Annotated in this window: 17 protein-coding genes; 7 read left to right on the forward strand and 10 right to left on the reverse strand. The window is 63.8% G+C overall.

The features are described from left to right. Positions 1–36 precede the first annotated feature (36 nt). Genes HDG32_RS17520 through HDG32_RS17535 form a run of 4 tightly spaced genes read right to left on the reverse strand, consistent with a single transcriptional unit; the run spans position 37 to position 4,130 of the window. Positions 37–1,131, reverse strand: coding sequence for an ABC transporter ATP-binding protein (locus HDG32_RS17520; protein ID WP_184069337.1), 1,095 nt, complete (start codon positions 1,129–1,131; stop codon positions 37–39). 25 nt (positions 1,132–1,156) lie between these two features. Then, a complete protein-coding gene (locus HDG32_RS17525; protein ID WP_184069339.1) occupies positions 1,157–2,050 on the reverse strand; it encodes an ABC transporter permease in 894 nt (297 codons plus the stop codon). Beyond that, entirely contained in the window at positions 2,047–3,030 is a 984-nt protein-coding gene (locus HDG32_RS17530; RefSeq protein ID WP_184069436.1) for an ABC transporter permease, read from the reverse strand. The genes HDG32_RS17525 and HDG32_RS17530 overlap by 4 nt, the downstream gene beginning before the upstream one ends. A gap of 5 nt (positions 3,031–3,035) precedes the next feature. Beyond that, positions 3,036–4,130 carry a PotD/PotF family extracellular solute-binding protein gene (locus HDG32_RS17535; protein WP_184069341.1) on the reverse strand — a complete coding sequence of 365 codons (1,095 nt, stop codon included), beginning with the start codon at positions 4,128–4,130 and terminating at the stop codon, positions 3,036–3,038. 491 nt (positions 4,131–4,621) lie between these two features. Between HDG32_RS17535 and HDG32_RS17540 the strand changes: the two genes are divergently transcribed. Beyond that, positions 4,622–5,515 (forward strand): LysR substrate-binding domain-containing protein, encoded by an 894-nt coding sequence (locus HDG32_RS17540; RefSeq protein WP_184069343.1) that lies wholly within the window; start codon positions 4,622–4,624, stop codon positions 5,513–5,515. Between the two features lie 35 nt (positions 5,516–5,550). Here the strand turns inward: HDG32_RS17540 and HDG32_RS17545 are convergent, their stop codons facing one another. Beyond that, entirely contained in the window at positions 5,551–6,633 is a 1,083-nt protein-coding gene (locus tag HDG32_RS17545) for a calcium:proton antiporter (RefSeq protein ID WP_184069344.1), read from the reverse strand. Positions 6,634–6,932: 299 nt separating this feature from the next. Beyond that, positions 6,933–7,292, reverse strand: coding sequence for a BON domain-containing protein (locus HDG32_RS17550; RefSeq protein ID WP_184069346.1), 360 nt, complete (start codon positions 7,290–7,292; stop codon positions 6,933–6,935). 369 nt (positions 7,293–7,661) lie between these two features. Between HDG32_RS17550 and HDG32_RS17555 the strand changes: the two genes are divergently transcribed. Together HDG32_RS17555 and HDG32_RS17560 are read left to right on the forward strand one after the other, a co-directional pair. Further along, a complete protein-coding gene (locus tag HDG32_RS17555) occupies positions 7,662–8,291 on the forward strand; it encodes a DNA-3-methyladenine glycosylase (protein WP_184069348.1) in 630 nt (209 codons plus the stop codon). Positions 8,292–8,593: 302 nt separating this feature from the next. Further along, positions 8,594–8,935 carry a DUF4148 domain-containing protein gene (locus HDG32_RS17560; protein WP_184033979.1) on the forward strand — a complete coding sequence of 114 codons (342 nt, stop codon included), beginning with the start codon at positions 8,594–8,596 and terminating at the stop codon, positions 8,933–8,935. A 267-nt stretch (positions 8,936–9,202) separates the two neighbouring features. Here the strand turns inward: HDG32_RS17560 and HDG32_RS17565 are convergent, their stop codons facing one another. Further along, positions 9,203–9,646 carry a CBS domain-containing protein gene (locus HDG32_RS17565; protein WP_184069350.1) on the reverse strand — a complete coding sequence of 148 codons (444 nt, stop codon included), beginning with the start codon at positions 9,644–9,646 and terminating at the stop codon, positions 9,203–9,205. 338 nt (positions 9,647–9,984) lie between these two features. Here HDG32_RS17565 and ribA point away from each other — a divergent pair, with 338 nt between their 5' ends. The 4 genes from ribA to HDG32_RS17585 all read left to right on the forward strand — a co-directional run bounded on the left by ribA (position 9,985) and on the right by HDG32_RS17585 (position 12,870). After that, on the forward strand, positions 9,985–10,635 hold the full coding sequence (gene ribA / locus HDG32_RS17570; protein WP_184069438.1) for a GTP cyclohydrolase II: 651 nt from the start codon (positions 9,985–9,987) through the stop codon (positions 10,633–10,635). Positions 10,636–11,501: 866 nt separating this feature from the next. Continuing rightward, positions 11,502–12,242, forward strand: coding sequence for a polyprenyl diphosphate synthase (gene uppS, locus HDG32_RS17575; protein ID WP_184069352.1), 741 nt, complete (start codon positions 11,502–11,504; stop codon positions 12,240–12,242). Between the two features lie 51 nt (positions 12,243–12,293). Continuing rightward, on the forward strand, positions 12,294–12,572 hold the full coding sequence (locus HDG32_RS17580) for a hypothetical protein (RefSeq protein WP_184069354.1): 279 nt from the start codon (positions 12,294–12,296) through the stop codon (positions 12,570–12,572). Between the two features lie 67 nt (positions 12,573–12,639). Beyond that, positions 12,640–12,870 (forward strand): DDE-type integrase/transposase/recombinase, encoded by a 231-nt coding sequence (locus HDG32_RS17585; RefSeq protein ID WP_311540078.1) that lies wholly within the window; start codon positions 12,640–12,642, stop codon positions 12,868–12,870. A gap of 711 nt (positions 12,871–13,581) precedes the next feature. On the opposite strand, the gene HDG32_RS17590 is transcribed toward HDG32_RS17585, so the two are convergent. The 3 genes from HDG32_RS17590 to HDG32_RS17600 form a co-directional block, all read right to left on the reverse strand. Then, positions 13,582–14,574 (reverse strand): sugar-binding protein, encoded by a 993-nt coding sequence (locus HDG32_RS17590; RefSeq protein ID WP_184069356.1) that lies wholly within the window; start codon positions 14,572–14,574, stop codon positions 13,582–13,584. Positions 14,575–14,787: 213 nt separating this feature from the next. After that, the gene (locus HDG32_RS17595) at positions 14,788–15,699 is read right to left on the reverse strand and encodes an ABC transporter permease (protein WP_311540079.1); all 912 of its coding nucleotides are present in this window, start codon (positions 15,697–15,699) and stop codon (positions 14,788–14,790) included. 140 nt (positions 15,700–15,839) lie between these two features. After that, complete coding sequence (locus HDG32_RS17600; protein WP_184069360.1) at positions 15,840–16,580, reverse strand: ATP-binding cassette domain-containing protein; 741 nt, start codon at positions 16,578–16,580, stop codon at positions 15,840–15,842. Positions 16,581–16,904: the final 324 nt, after the last annotated feature.

The following is a 16,904-nucleotide window of genomic DNA, read 5'->3' on the forward strand; positions in this document are numbered from 1 at the left end:
AGTTATTCAAGCAAAGCCGTGTGATGGGTTCGGGTATCAGGCGGCGCGCGCGGCGATCAGCTTGCACGCGTGCGGCGGCAGCTCGGCGAGCACCGGCATGCCGAGCGCGAGCCCGGGCGTTTCGCGCGGCGTGGTCGCGGCGGTCAGCGTGAAGCCCACGCAATCGATCGTCGCTTCGAGCGAGGCGCCGACGTCGCGAATGAACGTGACGGTACCAGGCAGCCGGTTCGGGTTCGGTGCTTCCGTGGCCGCCTTCACGCAGATGTCCTCGGGGCGAATCAGCAGGCAGATCGCGTCGCCGGCCGCACCCGGCTGCCGCGCATCGGCGAGCGGCGCGCTCGGGTGCGGCGTCACCGCGATGCGCCGTCCGCCCGGCAGGCTCACGACGCCCGCGCCGTCGTACCGCACCGGCAGAATGTTGCCGAGCCCGATGAAGTCGGCGACGAACTCGCTGACCGGATCGCGGTAGATGTCGAGCGGCCTGCCGACCTGCGCGATGCGGCCTTTCTCCATCACGACGATCTCGTCGGCCATCGTCATCGCTTCGCGCTGGTCGTGCGTAACCATGATCGTCGTGATGCCGAGGCGTTGCTGCAGCAGGCGGATTTCGACCTGCATCGCTTCGCGCAGCTTCGCGTCGAGCGCGGACAGCGGTTCGTCGAGCAGCAGCAGTTGCGGCTCCGAGGCAATCGCGCGCGCGATCGCGACGCGTTGGCGCTGCCCGCCCGACAGTTGCGTGACCGGCCGGTTCGCCATGTGCGGCAGCTGGATCAGCTCGAGCAGCTCGGCGACGCGGCGCGTTTGCCGTTCTTTCGCGACCTTGCGCAGCTTCAGCGGATACGCGACGTTCTGCGCGACCGTCATATGCGGAAACAGCGCGAGCGACTGGAACACCATCCCAAAGTCGCGCCGGTTGGCCGGCAGTCGCGTGATGTCGCGGCCGGCGAAATGGATGCTGCCCTCGGTCGGCGTTTCGAGGCCTGCGATCATCCGCAGCAGCGTGGTCTTGCCGCAGCCGGACGGGCCGAGAAAGCACACGAGCTTGCCGTCGGGCACGCTCAGGTCGACGTCGTCGACGGCATGCACGGCGCCGAAGCGCCGCGTGACGGCCTGCAAGGTCAGATGGGTCATCGGAAGCTCCAGCAAGGTGACGGGTTCACAGCGCGACGCCTTCGTCGCCGATCAGCTTTTCGAGCAGCCAGATCAGCGCGAAGTCGATCGCGACGATGACCACCGCGAAACAGAACACGGTCGGATCGAGCGACGACACCGTGCGGCTATAGAGCCACACCGGCAGCGTCATCGTGTCGATGCTGTACAGGAAGAACGTCACCGTGAACTCGTTGAACGACACGATGAAGGCGAACAGCATGCCGGCGAGAATGCCGGGGCGCATCAGCGGCAGCACCACGTCGATGAGCGCGCGGCCGGGGCTCGCGCCCATCACGAGCGCGGCTTCCTCGAACTCGGGGCCGATCGACGCGACCGACGCCGCGCAGTTCTTCACCGTGAACGGCAGCGCCAGGATCACATGCGCGATGATCAGACGGCCGACGCCCAGCTCGACCGGCAGCACGTTGAACACCAGCAGCAGCGACAGGCCGAGCATCACGAGCGGATAGACGAGCGGCAGCGCGACCAGTTGCTCGACCACCGGCTTGCCGTGAAAACGGTAGCGCGACAGCGCGTACGCGGCGGGCACGGAGACCAGCGTCGCGATCAGCATCGTCGCTAGCGCGACGACGAAACTCGTGCTCAGCGCGGCGCCCATCGACAGCGTATCGGTCGCGTCCGGTGACACGAAGCTGTGCCACGCCGCGCGGTACCAGTGCAGGCTGTACGCGTGCGGCGGGAATTCGAGCGTGTCGGCCGCGCTGAACGACATCGCGATCATCGTCAGGATCGGCAGCGCGGCGAGAAACAGCACCACGCCGGCGACGAGCGCGGTCGCGCGGCCGAGCTGGCCGGGCATCGTCTGAGGCAGGCGCGGGAAGCGTGGCCAATGAGGTTCGGTGCGCGGCAGGCGCGGGGTCGGCAGCGGCGTGCTCATGCGTGAGGCCCCCCGGTCAGGCGTTGGGTGCGGCGCACGAGCCGCTGCGACAGCGCCATCACAGCGAGCGTGGCGATCATCAGCACCACGCCGGAAGCGGAGGCGGCCGGCCAGTTCAAGAGCGGCGCGACCTGATCGTGCACCAGCACCGCGAGCATCGGCACACGCCGGCCCCCGAGCAGCAGCGGCACCGCGAACGCGCTCGCGTTGTACGCGAACACCAGCAGCGCGCCCGACACGAGGCCCGGCATCGCGAGCGGCAGCAGCACGTGACGCAGCGTTTGCCAGCGCGTCGCGCCGAGCGTCGCGGCGGCTTCCTCGTACGAGATCGACACCGCGCGCATCGCGCTGGACAGCGGCAGCACGGCGAGCGGAAACGCGGTCTGGATCAGCCCCAGCAGCACGCCATGCTCGCGATACAGCAACATCACCGGACGCTCGACGAGTCCGCTCGCGAGCAGCGCGTGATTGAGCAGACCCGCCGGGCCGAGGATCACGAGCCAGCCATAGCCTTGCAGCAGCAGATTGACGAGCAGCGGCAGCAGCACACCCGCGAGCAGCAGCCGGCGCGCGAGCCGCGAAGTCGTGCGCGCCATCGCGAGCGCGACCGGAATCGCGAGCACGACCGCGCACAGCATGCTCTGGAACGCGAGCCGCAGCGTTAGCCACAACGATTTCAGGAAGTAGCCGTCGAGCAGGTCCGCGTAGTTCTGCAGCGTGAAGCTGCGCCATTCGTTGCCGGACGTGCCGAAGCTCATGCGCAGCACGACCAGCGCGGCCGCGCCGAGTATCGCCAGAAACAGCAGGATCGGCGCAAGTAGCAGCCACGGGCGCGCTTTCGCGAGCGTCGTTGCGCCGGCAGCGGGGTCGGTCACGGCCGTCGCAACAACTGCGGAAGCGGAGGCGCCGCCGCCGGGCGCTGGGCCCGGCGCGGCTTCGTCCGGCATCATCGCGGCACGCCGCGGGAAGCGCGCGAGCATCGTGGTTACGCCGAGAAGATTTCGGTGTAGCGCTTGATCCATGCCGGCTGCACGGCGGCGAGCGCCTTGTCGTCATGCAGCACGGCTTTCTCGGCGATCTGCTGCGGGCTCGGCACGAACGCGCGGCTCTCGGCCGGAATCATCGCTTTCGAATTGACTGGGCCGTTCAGCACATCGGCGGCCATGCGGCCTTGCACACCGGCGTCGAGCGAGTGATTGATGAACGCGTGGATCAGGTCGGTGTCGCCCGGATGCGCTTTCGGAATCACCGTGAACATCAGTTGCGTCGCGAAGCCTTCCTTCATGCCGTAGGTCACGCCCATCTTGTATTCGGGCTTGCGGATCTGATCCGGGAAAAACGCGGGCGAGTAGATGCCGCCGATATCGAGCGAGCCCGTGCGGAACAGGTCGGCCACCTGGTTCGGGTTCTCGCCGAGCGTCATCACGTGGTCTTTGAGCTGCGCGAGCTTCTTGAAGCCGGGCTCGATGTTCTGCTGCGAGCCGCCGTTCATCTTCGCGGCGATGATCGCGAGATCGACCGCTTCGGCCCACTCGGGCGGCGGCAGGAATATGCGGCCGGCGTACTTCGGGTCCCACAGCGCCTCGTACGACGAAGGCGGCGTCTTGACCGTCGCGGTGTTGTAGATGAGGCCGTCGGACCACAGCAGATAGCCGACGCCGAAACCGTTCGCGCCGGTGCGGTATGGCGGCGCGACTTCTTTCAGGTTCGGCAGGCGGTCGAGGTCGGGCTTCATCAGCAGGCCCGCGTCGGCGAGGCCGGAGGCGCCGACGCCGGCGAGCGTGATCACGTCATAGGTGGGGCGCTCGCCCGCTGCCTTGACTTTGGCGACCATGCCGGAGGTGCCGTCGGCGCGATCGGCGATGACCTTCGCGCCGGTCTTCGCCGTGAAGGTCGCGGCGATGTTGCGCAGCGCGGCCGTGCCGGTATCGTCCGACCACGTCAGGATGCGCAGCGTCTTGCCGCTGAAGTTGTGCTCCTGCGCGCGCAGGTTGAGGAACGGCATCGGCAGCGCGGATGCCGCGAGCGCCGTACCGATCGTCTTGATGGCCTGCCTTCTACCCCGTTTGATCTGCTGCATGGCGGTCTCCTGTGTTGAACGCCCGTTGCCCATGATTCGCCGTGACCGCTGCCGATCTACCGTGCGTGGATGCACTGTAGGTTTGCCAAAATCACGCAACAATCGAAATATGCGCATGGATCGCATGACGTACGCTCATGGCTCGCCGCCGGCGAACGCGGTGGCGAGCGGTTTGGCGACACGCCGGGAAGCTACGGGCGATGGCTTATGCGGGTTAACGTCCAGATCTGGCTGAGGAATCCCAGCGTGCGTCGAGGTATGAGGAAAGCTCGGTTCTGGTGCGATTGCTGAAGGCTTCTTTGCACCGCGCCGGTGCGACATTCCTCGTTACGGGCGTTTTTCACGCATGCCATGAGTCGAACGCATGCGGGTTTGCCTGCGCGCCCACTCGTGCGCGCATAGCCGATCGCGTATGCTGTGGGCTTGACGGGCAGGGCGGCGAGGGGCGCTGCCGCAGCCACGCAATGATTTTTTCTGATCCTGGACATCCGATGCGACGCCTACCGCCGCTCAACGCGCTGCAGATTTTCGAAACCGTCGCGCGCCATCGCAGCTTCACGCGTGCCGCCGACCATCTGTGCCTGACGCAAGGCGCGGTCAGCCGGCAGATCATCGCGCTCGAGGAGTACTACAAGTTTCCGCTGTTCAAGCGGCACGCAAAGGGGCTGACGCTGACCCCCGAGGGCGAAATGCTGCTGCCGGCGGTCAAGGAGAGCTTCGCGCGGATCGAGGAAATGTCGCTGCGCTTGACGAGGCAGCGCACCGATCTCGCGCTCAAGGTGCCGACCTGCGTGATGCGCTGGATGCTGCCGAAGATCATGCGCTTCCAGTCCGACTATCCCGATCTGCACGTGCAGATCACGACCACCTGGCAGCACGACGTCGATTTCCAGAGCGAGCCGTTCGACGCGGCGATCATCTACGGTTCGTCGCCCGGTGCGGACGTGCAGGCGGTGTCGCTGTTCGAGGAACGTCTGACGCCGGTCTGCACGCCCGAGCTGCTGAAGGACAAGCCGCTCGCGCAGGTGGCCGATCTCGGGCGCCACACGCTGCTGCATCCGACGCGCGATCACCGCGACTGGAAAATGTGGCTCGCGAAAGTCGCGGAAGCCGATTCGGCGGGTGCCGCGACGATCGACGCGGAGCTCGGCCCGAGCTTCGATACGCTCGACATGGCGACCAACGCCGCCGCGCAGGGCTTCGGTGTCGCGATCAGCGACCTCGCGCTAATCGACGAGGACGTCGCCGCCCGGCGCCTCGTGCGGCCGTTCGATACCGTGCTGAAGACCGGCTGGCGCTATTACTTCGTGTATCCGGATTCAGTCGCGCAACAGCAGAAGCTGAATCTGTTCCGCGACTGGATCGCCGAGCATTGGGAAGATTGAGGCTGCCGTCCGCCCGTGCCGGATAAGGCATCGCGTCACGGCGCGAACGACAGAAACAGATAAGCCGCGAACAGCGACAGATGCACGGCGCCTTGCAGAATCGTCGTGCGCCCGGTGCTGAGCGTCAGCGTGGCGACCACCAGCGTGAGCGCGAGCAGCACCATGTCCTTGCCATCGATGCCGAGCACGATGGGCTGACCGATGTACAGGAACACGCCGGCGACGGTGGGAATGGTCAGGCCGATACTCGCCAGTGACGAGCCGAGCGCGAGGTTCAGGCTGGTCTGCAGACGGTCGGCGCGCGCCGCGCGCAGCGCCGCGAGTCCTTCCGGCAACAGCACCAGCGACGCAATCACGATACCGACCACCGCCGGCGGCGCGCCCGCGCTCAGCACCGCGGACTCGACCACCGGCGACAGCACTTTCGCGAGCAGCACGACCGCGACGAGGCTCACGAGCAGCAGCACGCCGCTGATGGCGGCGAGGCGCGCGCCGGGCGGCTCGGCGTGGACGTCTTCGTCGGGCACGCCGGCGAGGAAGTAGTCGCGATGGCGCACCGTCTGCACGAACACGAACACGCAGTACAGCACCAGCGACGACACGCCGGCAAACGCGAGCTGCGACGGCGACAGGACAGGCCCGGGGCTGGTGGTCGTGAAATTCGGCATCACGAGCGTCAGTACCGACAGCGACGCGAGCACCGCCAGCGCGGCCGCCGCGCCGCGGCTCTGGAAGTCCTGTTCCAGATGGCGGATGCCGCCCACCAGCAGACACAGCCCGACGAGCCCGTTGCAGACGATCATCACGGCCGCGAATACCGTATCGCGCGCGAGGCCGGCTTTCTCGGGACCGGACGTCAGCATCACCGAGACGATCAGCGCCACCTCGATCACCGTGACGGCGACCGCGAGCACCAGCGTGCCAAACGGCTCGCCGACGCGATGCGCGACCACTTCGGCATGATGCACGGCGGCAAACACGGCCGCGCATAACGACATGCCGGCCAGTGCGAGCAGCAGCGTGTTGCCCGGCATCGCGTAGGCGGCGCCGAGCACGATCCAGCTAACGATCGGCGCGACGAGAGTCCAACGAGGCAAGACGGTCGCGGACGAAGTCATGCGGCCTTCCTTTCGGTACGTGTATGAACTTGAAGTAATATCTTAACAAGTGACGTTAAGCTATTAAATTATCGGGGATAACTCGTTACGAGAAGCCGTCGCCACGCGGTCGGGTCGTCATCGCGACGCGCGTAGCGCATTAAAAATATCGCGGTTTCGGGGGCGCGGGGAATCGCCGCGTCGGATGGTGCGATGGTGTCGAGCGCTGGATCGGAGGGGAATTGGCGTCGCGGCGGAGCTTTCCGCCGTCGACGCCAGCTTGCTGCTGTTACCGCAACTTCTTCGGCCGTTCGACCGGATTACTGGCCCATCGCGCGGATCGACAGCGCGCTCTTCACCGACGTCACGCCTGCCACGCCTTGAGCGGCGTTCGTCGCGAGTTCGATCTGAGCCTGTTCCGGCACCGAGCCTTCCAGCGTGACGGCGCCTTCGCGTGCGCGCACGGTGATGTTCCCGACGGTCAGGCCCTTCGTACGTGCGAGCGTCGCGCGGACCTTCTTCTGCAGCGCGCGATTAGCCGCGCGAGTCTGCTTGGCGGTCGGTGCCATTGCCGCCGGCGCTGCGCTCGCGGCCGCATCGCTGCTTTGCGCGTACGCGTTGAGGGAAGCGAGAACGACCAGCGCGCCGCCGATCATCTTGATTGCCGAGAATGCTTTCATTCAACCATCTCCTGTTGTCGTAGAACGTCGATCCCCGGATGGGATCGATTTTTTTACACCAGCGGGTACGGCGGGATTCCATGCCAATGGAACAGGTACAGCAGTCTGCGAACGCTTTCAGCCGACACGCGGTTTCAGCGAGCCGCGAAGCGCGCGCCGAAACATGCAAACGGCCGTGTGACCGGCCGGATGGACACAATACAACAATTGGTGCCATGTTGACTTCCATGGCGCAGAAAATGAGGCTTCGGTACAACGAATTTGTCGAGCGCAACCGGTCGATGACGTGGGAGTGGGGCGACTGCGCGCTTGCCGCGAGGCCGTAGGTTTCAGCACCGATTTCAGCACCGACTCAAGGACACCCAGCGCATGCGAAACGAAGCTCTTTCGATCCGACCGTTGCGCCGCGAGGATCTGCCGATCGATACCGTGGAACTCGCGCGCTTCATGGTCGGCAAATATCTCGTGCACGATCTGCCCGAAGGACGCCTGAGCGGACGCATCGTCGAGACCGAGGCGTATCCGCTCGGCGACTCGACGAGCCATGCGTTCATCGGACGTCGTCCGTACAACGGGTCGATGTTCCTCGCGCGCGGTCATGCTTATGTGCGGCTGACCTACGGCGTGTCTTACATGCTCAACATGTCGTCCGAAGCGGAGGAGGTCGGCGCCGGCATCCTGCTGCGCGCGATCGAACCGCTCGAAGGACTCGTGCTGATGGAAGCGCGCCGTCCCGGTGTGCCGCTGCGCGATCTCGCGCGCGGACCCGGACGGCTGACGGTGGCGTTCGACATCGGCCAGGCGTTCGACGGCTGCGATTTGTGTACGGGGCGGGGGTTATGGATCGGTGTGATCGAGACAGGCGACGCACCGATCGGCGTGACGACGCGCATCGGCCTGTCGCGCGAGATGCACCGTCCGTTGCGATTTTTCGAGCCGGGCAGCGCGTTCGTCAGCGGCCCGCGCAAGCTACTGACGATTCCGCATTCGGGCGCATGACGTCGCAGCTACGCGCGTACATCGATTCAGACGTTTCGGCGTGCGGGCGGGCGAATTTTTTCTTCGATCAGACGTATTTCGGAAACATCAGACGCAAAGGTGACGATCCGGGCAATTGTTACCCCGAAGATCATGCTCACGGAGGCGGTTCCACGATATTTCCCGAGATCGTTGCGAACTGAGCAATTTTCTATCTCGAAATTAAGGGTTTTCCCTTGGCAGTGCGGTGACTAGACTCAAGTGAATCGCTGGACACCGAGGTGTCGGCGATGCAGATAAAACCACATTGGAGGGAAGTCACCATGAAATCGCTGATCAAGGCAGTTGCCATTGCGGCCCTTGTCGCCGCGCCGGTCGTATCGTTCGCGCAGTCGAGCCAGCAGCCGGTCACCCGCGCGGAAGTCCGCAGCGAACTGATCCAGCTGGAGCACGCGGGCTACAACCCGTCGACCTCGAGCGACCCGAAGTATCCGGCCGACATCCAGGCCGCCGAGCAGCGTGTGCAAGCGCAAAATCCGGCCGTCGCGCAAACCCAGCCGAGCGCTGATACCAGCGGTTACGGCGCGCCGATGAGCGGATCGACCCAGGCGGGCGGCGTGAAGCAGCCGATGAGCGGCCCGAAGAGCGTCTATTTCGGTAACTAATTTCGGTAACTAAGCAGGCAGCAGAATCTGTGTGCGCGTCGTTTGACGGCGCACACAGCGTTTCATACCCGGTACTGTTTCAAACGAGCGCGCCGCACTCATGCGCCCGAGAGCGTGTCATCCGCGCGCGTTGCGTTCCTCTTTCCGAAGGAACCTCCGCTGCCGCAAGGTAGCTTGGCCCAAGCTCTTGGAGGTTTGGGCTTTTTTTGCGTCTGGTCCCACGCGGATGATCGATGCGGTGTCGCTCAGCGAAAACCGTGCTGCCTGTCAGAGCCGTTCGCCGTGAATATAGAACTCGAGTTGCTGAATCGTGAACTGCTGCTCCGCGATGATGTCCTTCACGAGGTCGCCAATCGACACCATGCCGACCAGCCTCTCGTTGTCGATGACAGGCAGGTGACGCATGCGCCGCTCGGTCATCAGCGCCATGCACTCTTCGGTCGTCTGGTCCGGACGAACGAAGCGCACCGCCTTGCTCATGATGTCGCGCACCGGCGTCGCCTTCGACGACCGGTCCATCAGCACGATCTTGCGCGCGTAGTCGCGCTCCGTGATGATGCCGGCGATGCTGTCGCCGTCCGTCACCACCAGCGCGCCGATGCTTTTCTCGGCCATCAACCGGATCGCCTCGTAGACGGAATCGTCGGCGCCGATCGTATAGACCTCGGAGGGGTTCGGTTTCGTTTTAAGAAGCTGTGCAACGCTTGTCATGGAGCGGCTCCGTTTCGCAATGCAGCACGCCGAAGTGGCGCACTGTCGTGAGGGACAGGCGATACCAGTATAGGCGCGACGTGCGCCCGCGGTACACCGGGAATACCTCGGGCGCGCCGGACGATGCTCGCTGGATTGACGCGGTCCGCGCGGGCTTGTTTCGGGTCTCGGGGTCGTGTTTCGCGTGATGCGCGTGTGCCGGGTGCGGCTTGTCGCGGGGCAGCGTCCCGTGCAAGCGAAGGGGCATCCACGTGCTGCATGCGGATTAGCGGTAAACTCGCAGTCCACACCTTATCCCCGGCTCGACCGGGTTCATGCCAGCACCATTGTTCAACGCCATGCTCACGTCTCAGGATCCATCGCCCGCAGCGGACGGCGCCGTCACCGGCGAATGCGTCGTGCTCGACGCCACCGCCACGCTGCCCACGCGCTACGGCACGTTCACTTCCTATGTGTTTCGCGTGGTCGACAGCGGCGCCGAACATCTCGCGCTCGTGATGGGCGATGTCGCCAACCAGTCGTCGGTGCTGACGCGCCTGCATTCGGAATGTCTGACGGGCGACGTGCTCGGCTCCTATCGCTGCGACTGCGGCGAGCAGCTCGATCTCGCGCTGCGCTATATCGCGGCAGAGGGTTGCGGCGTACTGCTGTATCTGCGCGGCCACGAAGGACGCGGCATCGGTCTGTCGAACAAGATCCGCGCGTATGCGCTGCAGGAGCAGGGGCGCGATACCGTCGAAGCCAACCTCGATCTCGGCCTGCCCGACGATTCACGCGAATACGATTCGGCCGCGGGCATCCTGCGCACGCTGAAGATCACGTCGGTGCGCCTGATGAGTAACAATCCCGAAAAATTCGACACGCTGTCGAAGCACGGCATTCCGGTGTGCGAGCGTGTCGCGCTCGCGATTCCGATGCGCGAGGAAAACGAGCGGTATATCCGCACGAAGCAGCTGAAGTTCGGGCATTACTTCGACGAGAACGAATAGCCATGTTTTCAGGCTTGTCTCGGTAAGCCCAAAGCCTTCCCAGGATATACCGCAAGTATCTGAATTTTAAGAAAAATATTAACGCTTCAGGCCCATCGGTTGGGGTGTCGATGCGTGTCTCCGCTTACCCAAACTTGTGATGCTGGCGTAGGTTTTTGTGCCGTTATGCAGAAAACCTGCGCCGGGTATGCTTGTCTCGGAAAAACCTGCGCCGAGGGAAGAATGCGCTTTGATGCACGTGCCGTGCCCAAGCTGCCGAGCGGCGAGCACATGACGTTTGAGGGATTTCCAGACCTACGCCTACCAGGCTTCAACGAGCCGCAAGTCATGGACGTATCGCTATAAGTCGCCGATCGACGGTCGCATGCGACAGGTGAAGCTCGTGAGTGGCCGTCGACCTCATTTGCCGCAGCGATCGCTGCGTGGCAAACGAAGCGCGTCGAACGCGATTCCGGTGCCGAACCTTCGACACTGCGGAGAACGGGAATCAGCGGCTGCGCACCCAGGCGATTACACCGTCAGACAGCCGTCCCGCGACTATCTGGAAGGGTATGTAGAAGTAAATCGGAAGACAAAGTGAGCGGTCGAGGTCGCACGTATATTCAAGGCGATGCTGGGGCCTATAGGGGATATGCGCGTCACAGCCGTCACACGCGCCCAGGCTTTCGATTTCCTCGAGTCGTATCCCCGTCTTAAGCATCCTTTCAGTTTCGTCTGCATACCATAAGATTATCCATTTCGTCCGGTGGCGCAGCCGATGTCCACGTGATTTGGTGGCGGTCGAGTTGATCACCAGGAAAAGAGTCCAGGGGCACTTTCATGACCTTCGGGGACTTTCGTGTTCCGCCTGACTCGCGGCGGTTCCCATGATCCATAAAAGTTCGACCGTTAGCGTACCGGCCGTGACCGATGTGCCGCGGCACATTGCAATCATTATGGACGGCAATGGCCGCTGGGCGGCGCAGCGCAAGCTGCCCCGAGTGGCCGGTCACGTGAAGGGTGTCGAAGCGGTCCGCGCAATCGTCGAGGGCTGCGCGCGGCGCGGCGTCGAATTCCTGACGCTGTTTGCATTCAGTTCGGAGAACTGGCGCCGGCCGGAGGACGAAGTGTCGTTCCTGATGCGTCTGTTCGGGGCGACGCTACAGCGTGAAACGGCACGGTTGCACAAGAATGGCATCCGCTTGCGCGTCGTTGGTGATCTATCGGCGTTCGATGCGCACCTTCGGGCGCTCGTGAAGCGAGGGGAAATCAGAACCGCCCACAATACACGTATGACGCTGACCATTGCGGCGAATTACGGCGGTCGCTGGGATATCCTTCACGCTATAAGCGAGCTACCCGCACGGAGTGCCGTCGATGGTCACGCCGTGCCGGTCGACGAAACCAGCTTCGCGCAATATCTGGCGATGGCGTACGCGCCGGAACCCGATCTGCTGATCCGGACCGGAGGTGAGCAGCGCATCAGCAACTTCCTGCTATGGCAGCTCGCGTACACTGAACTCTACTTCACCGACATATTCTGGCCAGATTTCGACGAAGCCGCGCTTGATGCCGCACTCGCATCATATCGGGCGCGCGAACGTCGTTTTGGGCGCGCAAATGCATGACAGAGGTGTGAAGTATTCACTCATGCTAGACGCCTACTTTATCGGGAGGAGATGGGTCACTCAGACAATCTCCTGCTGTACGAAATGGCCGGTGCCATTCTGTCAGCCGCGCCGCGATCGCGGCACGCCACTGGCGTTCATTCGGCGATCATCGCAGACCGCGTCATTTACCGGGAAGGCATTGTGACGTTGTTAGCAGGGTTAAGGGGGGCGGCGACAATGTCGTTCATGAAAGCAGCCGCCCAACAGCACGCCACTGCCGTCGACAACCCGCGCCCCTATGTTGGCTATCGATTTCCGCTTGACGTGATCAGCTACGCGGTGTGGTGATATTACAGTTTCCCGCATCCGGTCCACCCCATTGGCCCCAGGCGACAGGTGGCACCTCGACGAAGTGGTGGCCACGATCAACGGAGAGAAGCACTGGCTTTCCCCCAAGGGGACTTCATTCGGGGCGTGGCGCGCGATGGACCAGCATGACGGGGTGCCCGACGTGCTGGTGCAAAGCCGCCGCGACAGGCACGCAGCCAGGCGACTCATGCGCAAGCTGCTCAGCAGGCACGGCCGCGTTCCGCGCGTGCTGATCACCACCAGGTTCAAGAGCTACGCCGCGGCGTCGATTTCATGAACGCCTCCAGTTGGGTTGGTCAGTGCAATGAGAAGAACGTGAGAGAAGTCCAGGATGCGAAGCTTATCTGATGCTTGGCGAAGTCATGTTTGGGATGACTGAGCAAACCAGAGCGATGCTTCGAGCCGTGGAATTTCTCATGTGCATTGCGTTACGCGAACAGCCGCTACCGTGACCTCGATTGCGATAGTTCAAGTTTCAGTGGAGAAAAATGGCTAACTTGCTTCAATCGACGGTGCGCGTGTTGGTCGCGTAACGGTCGTTTGTGACCGGGGTAAGCGTCAGGAACAGGCCCAGCCGGCATCATTGTGACTGTGGAGTACAAAGCAGGCAAGAATTGGAAGCGGGCCCATGACAACGACATCCGGCAGCACGTCGCATTTGGGGCTGACCAGCGCGCAAGCCGCGCGTCTGCTGAGCGAGCGCGGCAGGAACGAGCACAACGAGCATCGCATCGGAGGGCCGACGCGTCTCGCGGCACGGATTTGGGCGCCCGTACCCCGGATGCTCGAGGCGGCGATCGCCCTTCAACTGATCAGCGGCGAACATGTCGTAGCGTGCATTGTCGGCGCGCTATTGGTGTTCAATGCCGCGCCCGGCCTCTTTCAGGAAGAGCAGGCAAATGGTGTCGTCGATGCATTGAGGCAGCGCAGAGTCGGCTCGGTGTCGATCCGGCTCCCGCGTTATCGTGATGATGTGGGCCGCCGGCCTTCAATGTTTCAGGCAAGTGTCGGCGTTCTTCCATGTGCAGACGTCGAGTCCGGTGTGAATGACCGGAGGTACCGACTTCCCTTCCGCGAGGTCACGCATGACCATCGCGGCGCGGTAGCCCATTTCCTCGGGCCGCTGGCCGACGAGCACATTCACCTTGTGGTCCTTGAGCGCTTGCAGTTCGGGCCCGAGCGTATCCGCCGAGACGATCACGAACTTGCCGTTCTTGATCTTGTCCATTATCGGCGCGACAACCTGCGAAAAGGCCTGCGGCGCAAAGAGAGGCCAGCCGCCCGCTAGCAGAAAGGCGTCGAGACCGGTAGGGTGGGCGGTCAGCGTGTCCTGCATCATCTGGTTCGCCTTGGCGGCGTCGTCGTTCACGTAGAGCGGACAGCCACTGATCTCATGCCAGCCGTTCTCGCCAGCGAGCTTCGTGATCCCTTTCTTCCCGGAGAGCACATCGCGCGCGCCCTGGGCCCGCTGGTTGATGTTCTCCGCTGCCGGATTGCCCATCACCAGGCAGACATTGCCGCCTTTCGGCATCAGCATCTTCAACTGCTCGCCAAGCTTGGCGCCCAGTTCGTAGTTGTCGGTGCCGACATAGCTCTTGCGCAGTGACGCATCCTTCGGCAGCAGATCGGCATCCGCGGTGATGATCGGGACCGATCCGCCGCGGCGGCGCAGCACCTCCGCCACAGCCGGCGCGTTCGCGGGCGAGATCGCCATGCTCGCGACGCCCTTGGTCAGCAGGTCGTCGATGATCTGCACTTGCGCGCTCTCGTCCGCGGCGGTCGCGGGACCGGTGTAGTAGCAGTTGTAGCCTTGCTTGTTGAGTTCCTTGTTCGCCCGTTCGCATCCTTGATGCATGAGGTCGAAGTACGGGTTGTCGAGACCCTTCACCACCAGCGCAAGGGTCTTATCGGCCGCGAAGCCCGAGGACGCCAGCATCGCAAGTCCTCCAGCCGCAGCAAGACACATCCACAGTTTCTTCATTGCTTCCTCCTGTTCGGCGCCGGCTCTACGGTGCCCATGTCGGCCTACACAGTCTTCATAACGATCCAACGTCAGGCCCGAAATCGGAACTCGGCCTTGGAGCGGATCCTCGCGGTCTTGTGAACCCATGCGTGCGGCAGTTCCGCGTCCGATCCGGCCGCACCCGCTTCCCGCGGCACCGGCCGGGAAGCGGCCGGTGCGTCCAACGACATTTCAATCTCCTTGCCGCTCGCCACCGAGCCTGTTAAAGAGCACCGCGACGACGATGAAGCTGCCGACGACCGTGCCCTGCCAGAACGCGTCGACGCCAAGCAGGATCAGGCTGTTGCGGATGACCTCGATGAGTGCCGCGCCGACGATCGTGCCGAAGGCGCTGCCAACCCCGCCGGCCAGATTGGTCCCGCCGACCACGGTAGCAGCGATCACGCGCAGTTCGTCGCCCGTGCCGAGGCCTGTCGTCACCGCGCCTAGCCAGCCGACTTCGAGAATCGCCGCGACGCCCGCCATGAGGCCGCAGAGCATGTAGACGGAACAAACGATGCGGCGCACCGGTACGCCGGTGAGAGTCGCCGCATGACGGTTGCCGCCGATCGCGAACACATAGCGGCCCCAGCGCGTCCAGCCGAACGCGAACCAGAACAACAGCCCAAGCAGGATCAGGAACCACACCGGATTGGCGACGCCGAGCGTCGCGCCGCCGCCGAGCGCGAGGAGCTTGCTCCCGTCGGGGCCGAAATCGAAAATGGTCCGGCTGCGGGAGATCACGAGTGCGAGGCTGCGGCCGACGCTCAGCATGGCGAGCGTCACGACGAAAGGCTGCATGCCGAGATACGCGATGAGCAAGCCGTTGACGAGGCCGACCAGCCCGGCGGTCAGTAGTCCCATGCCGATACCGGCCCAGATCGGGTAGCCCGCGTTCATGACGACCGAGAGCACGATACCGCTGATGCCGATCGTCGAGCCAACCGAAATGTCGATGCCGCCCGTGACGATCACCGCCATCATTCCCAGCGCCACGATGGCGACGAAGGCGAAGTTTCGCGTAACGTTGAAAAGATTCTCGGAGGTCGCGAAGGTCGAGGTCGCAAAAGACAGGGCGATACAGGCGACGGTCGTTGCCAGCACGACCCAGAACACCTGGCTTGCGAGCAATCCCGACCAGCGAGTATGCGTCCTCGCGGATTGTGGATCATCGAGCAATGGCGGCACTGTAGGGGGCCTTCGCGGCGCGTCGTTCAATGTGGTGGCTCCGATGCGAGGCAGGTTCAGGCAGCGGCGAGGGCGCCGGTGATCAGTCCGGTCACTTCTTCCGGGGAGGACTCTTCGGTCTTCTTGTCCGCGACCTTGCGCCCGCGCCGCATGACAACCACCCGGTGGGCGACGGCGAATACGTCAGGCATGCGGTGGCTGATGAGGATGACGGCGATACCGTGTTCGGACAGGCGTCTGATGAGATCGAGCACCTCGACGACCTGGCGCACACTGATCGAGGCGGTCGGCTCGTCCATGAGAACGAGCCTCGCTTCCGAGAGGCGCGTGCGGGCGATGGCCACCGCCTGCCGCTGTCCCCCCGACATTTGCCTGACGAGGTCGCGCGGGCGCGTCTCGGACTTCAGTGCATTGAACAGTTCACCCGCACGCCGATACATGGTCGCGTGATCGAGCACGCGGATAGGCCCGAACCCGACCCGCAGTTCGCGGCCAAGGAAAACGTTGGCGGCTGCCGTCAGGTTGTCGCAGAGCGCGAGATCCTGATAGACGACTTCGATGCCGCGCGCGCGCGCGTCGACCGGCTTGTTGAAATGCACGGGATTTCCATCGATGAGAATTTCGCCGTGCGAAGGTGGAAAGTTGCCGGCGACGACCTTCACCAAAGTCGATTTCCCGGCCCCGTTATCGCCCATGAGCCCCACGACCTGACCTGGCTCCAGACTGAGCGTCACGTCGGTCAGGGCCTGAATGGCGCCGAAATGCCTGGAAACGCCTCTGAGCTCAAGAAGACTCATGGACAGTCGTGCTCGCTGGGTGGGGGCGTCCATGGCATTGGCCGGACGGCCAGTAGACACGCGAAGGAAGTAAATGTTTTTTAGCGCACGATAGGGCATTTAGCAAGGCACTTTGGCCACCTGTCGAACGTGCCGCCGAATCGGAAGGCGCGTGCATTGCGGCTCCACACGAAGCGGCGAGCGGTGGCCGCTGAGGGGCGTCGAGCCACTCGCGTCCATCGGAAAATGTCATCCAGCGGACTTCGCGCCACAGGCGCCGCTCCTGGCATGACAAGTACGATCGCCCCAATTAAGGCAGGCCTGAAAGCTTCTGGCGCGTCCGTG

It is taken from the genome of Paraburkholderia sp. CI2 (assembly GCF_014201055.1).
Lineage (GTDB): Bacteria > Pseudomonadota > Gammaproteobacteria > Burkholderiales > Burkholderiaceae > Paraburkholderia > Paraburkholderia tuberum.

Bases quoted from the DNA above. Each gene is read 5' to 3' on its own strand.
- HDG32_RS17555 (WP_184069348.1), top strand. From the start codon at position 7,662: ATGCGAAACGAAGCTCTTTCGATCCGACCGTTGCGCCGCGAGGATCTG.
- HDG32_RS17550 (WP_184069346.1), bottom strand. From the start codon at position 7,292: ATGAAAGCATTCTCGGCAATCAAGATGATCGGCGGCGCGCTGGTCGTT.
- HDG32_RS17600 (WP_184069360.1), bottom strand. From the start codon at position 16,580: ATGAGTCTTCTTGAGCTCAGAGGCGTTTCCAGGCATTTCGGCGCCATT.
- uppS (WP_184069352.1), top strand. From the start codon at position 11,502: ATGATCCATAAAAGTTCGACCGTTAGCGTACCGGCCGTGACCGATGTG.
- HDG32_RS17525 (WP_184069339.1), bottom strand. From the start codon at position 2,050: ATGAGCACGCCGCTGCCGACCCCGCGCCTGCCGCGCACCGAACCTCAT.
- HDG32_RS17530 (WP_184069436.1), bottom strand. From the start codon at position 3,030: ATGCTCGCGCGCTTCCCGCGGCGTGCCGCGATGATGCCGGACGAAGCC.
- HDG32_RS17560 (WP_184033979.1), top strand. From the start codon at position 8,594: ATGAAATCGCTGATCAAGGCAGTTGCCATTGCGGCCCTTGTCGCCGCG.
- HDG32_RS17590 (WP_184069356.1), bottom strand. From the start codon at position 14,574: ATGAAGAAACTGTGGATGTGTCTTGCTGCGGCTGGAGGACTTGCGATG.
- HDG32_RS17540 (WP_184069343.1), top strand. From the start codon at position 4,622: ATGCGACGCCTACCGCCGCTCAACGCGCTGCAGATTTTCGAAACCGTC.
- HDG32_RS17565 (WP_184069350.1), bottom strand. From the start codon at position 9,646: ATGACAAGCGTTGCACAGCTTCTTAAAACGAAACCGAACCCCTCCGAG.
- ribA (WP_184069438.1), top strand. From the start codon at position 9,985: ATGCTCACGTCTCAGGATCCATCGCCCGCAGCGGACGGCGCCGTCACC.
- HDG32_RS17535 (WP_184069341.1), bottom strand. From the start codon at position 4,130: ATGCAGCAGATCAAACGGGGTAGAAGGCAGGCCATCAAGACGATCGGT.
- HDG32_RS17580 (WP_184069354.1), top strand. From the start codon at position 12,294: ATGGGTCACTCAGACAATCTCCTGCTGTACGAAATGGCCGGTGCCATT.
- HDG32_RS17520 (WP_184069337.1), bottom strand. From the start codon at position 1,131: ATGACCCATCTGACCTTGCAGGCCGTCACGCGGCGCTTCGGCGCCGTG.
- HDG32_RS17545 (WP_184069344.1), bottom strand. From the start codon at position 6,633: ATGACTTCGTCCGCGACCGTCTTGCCTCGTTGGACTCTCGTCGCGCCG.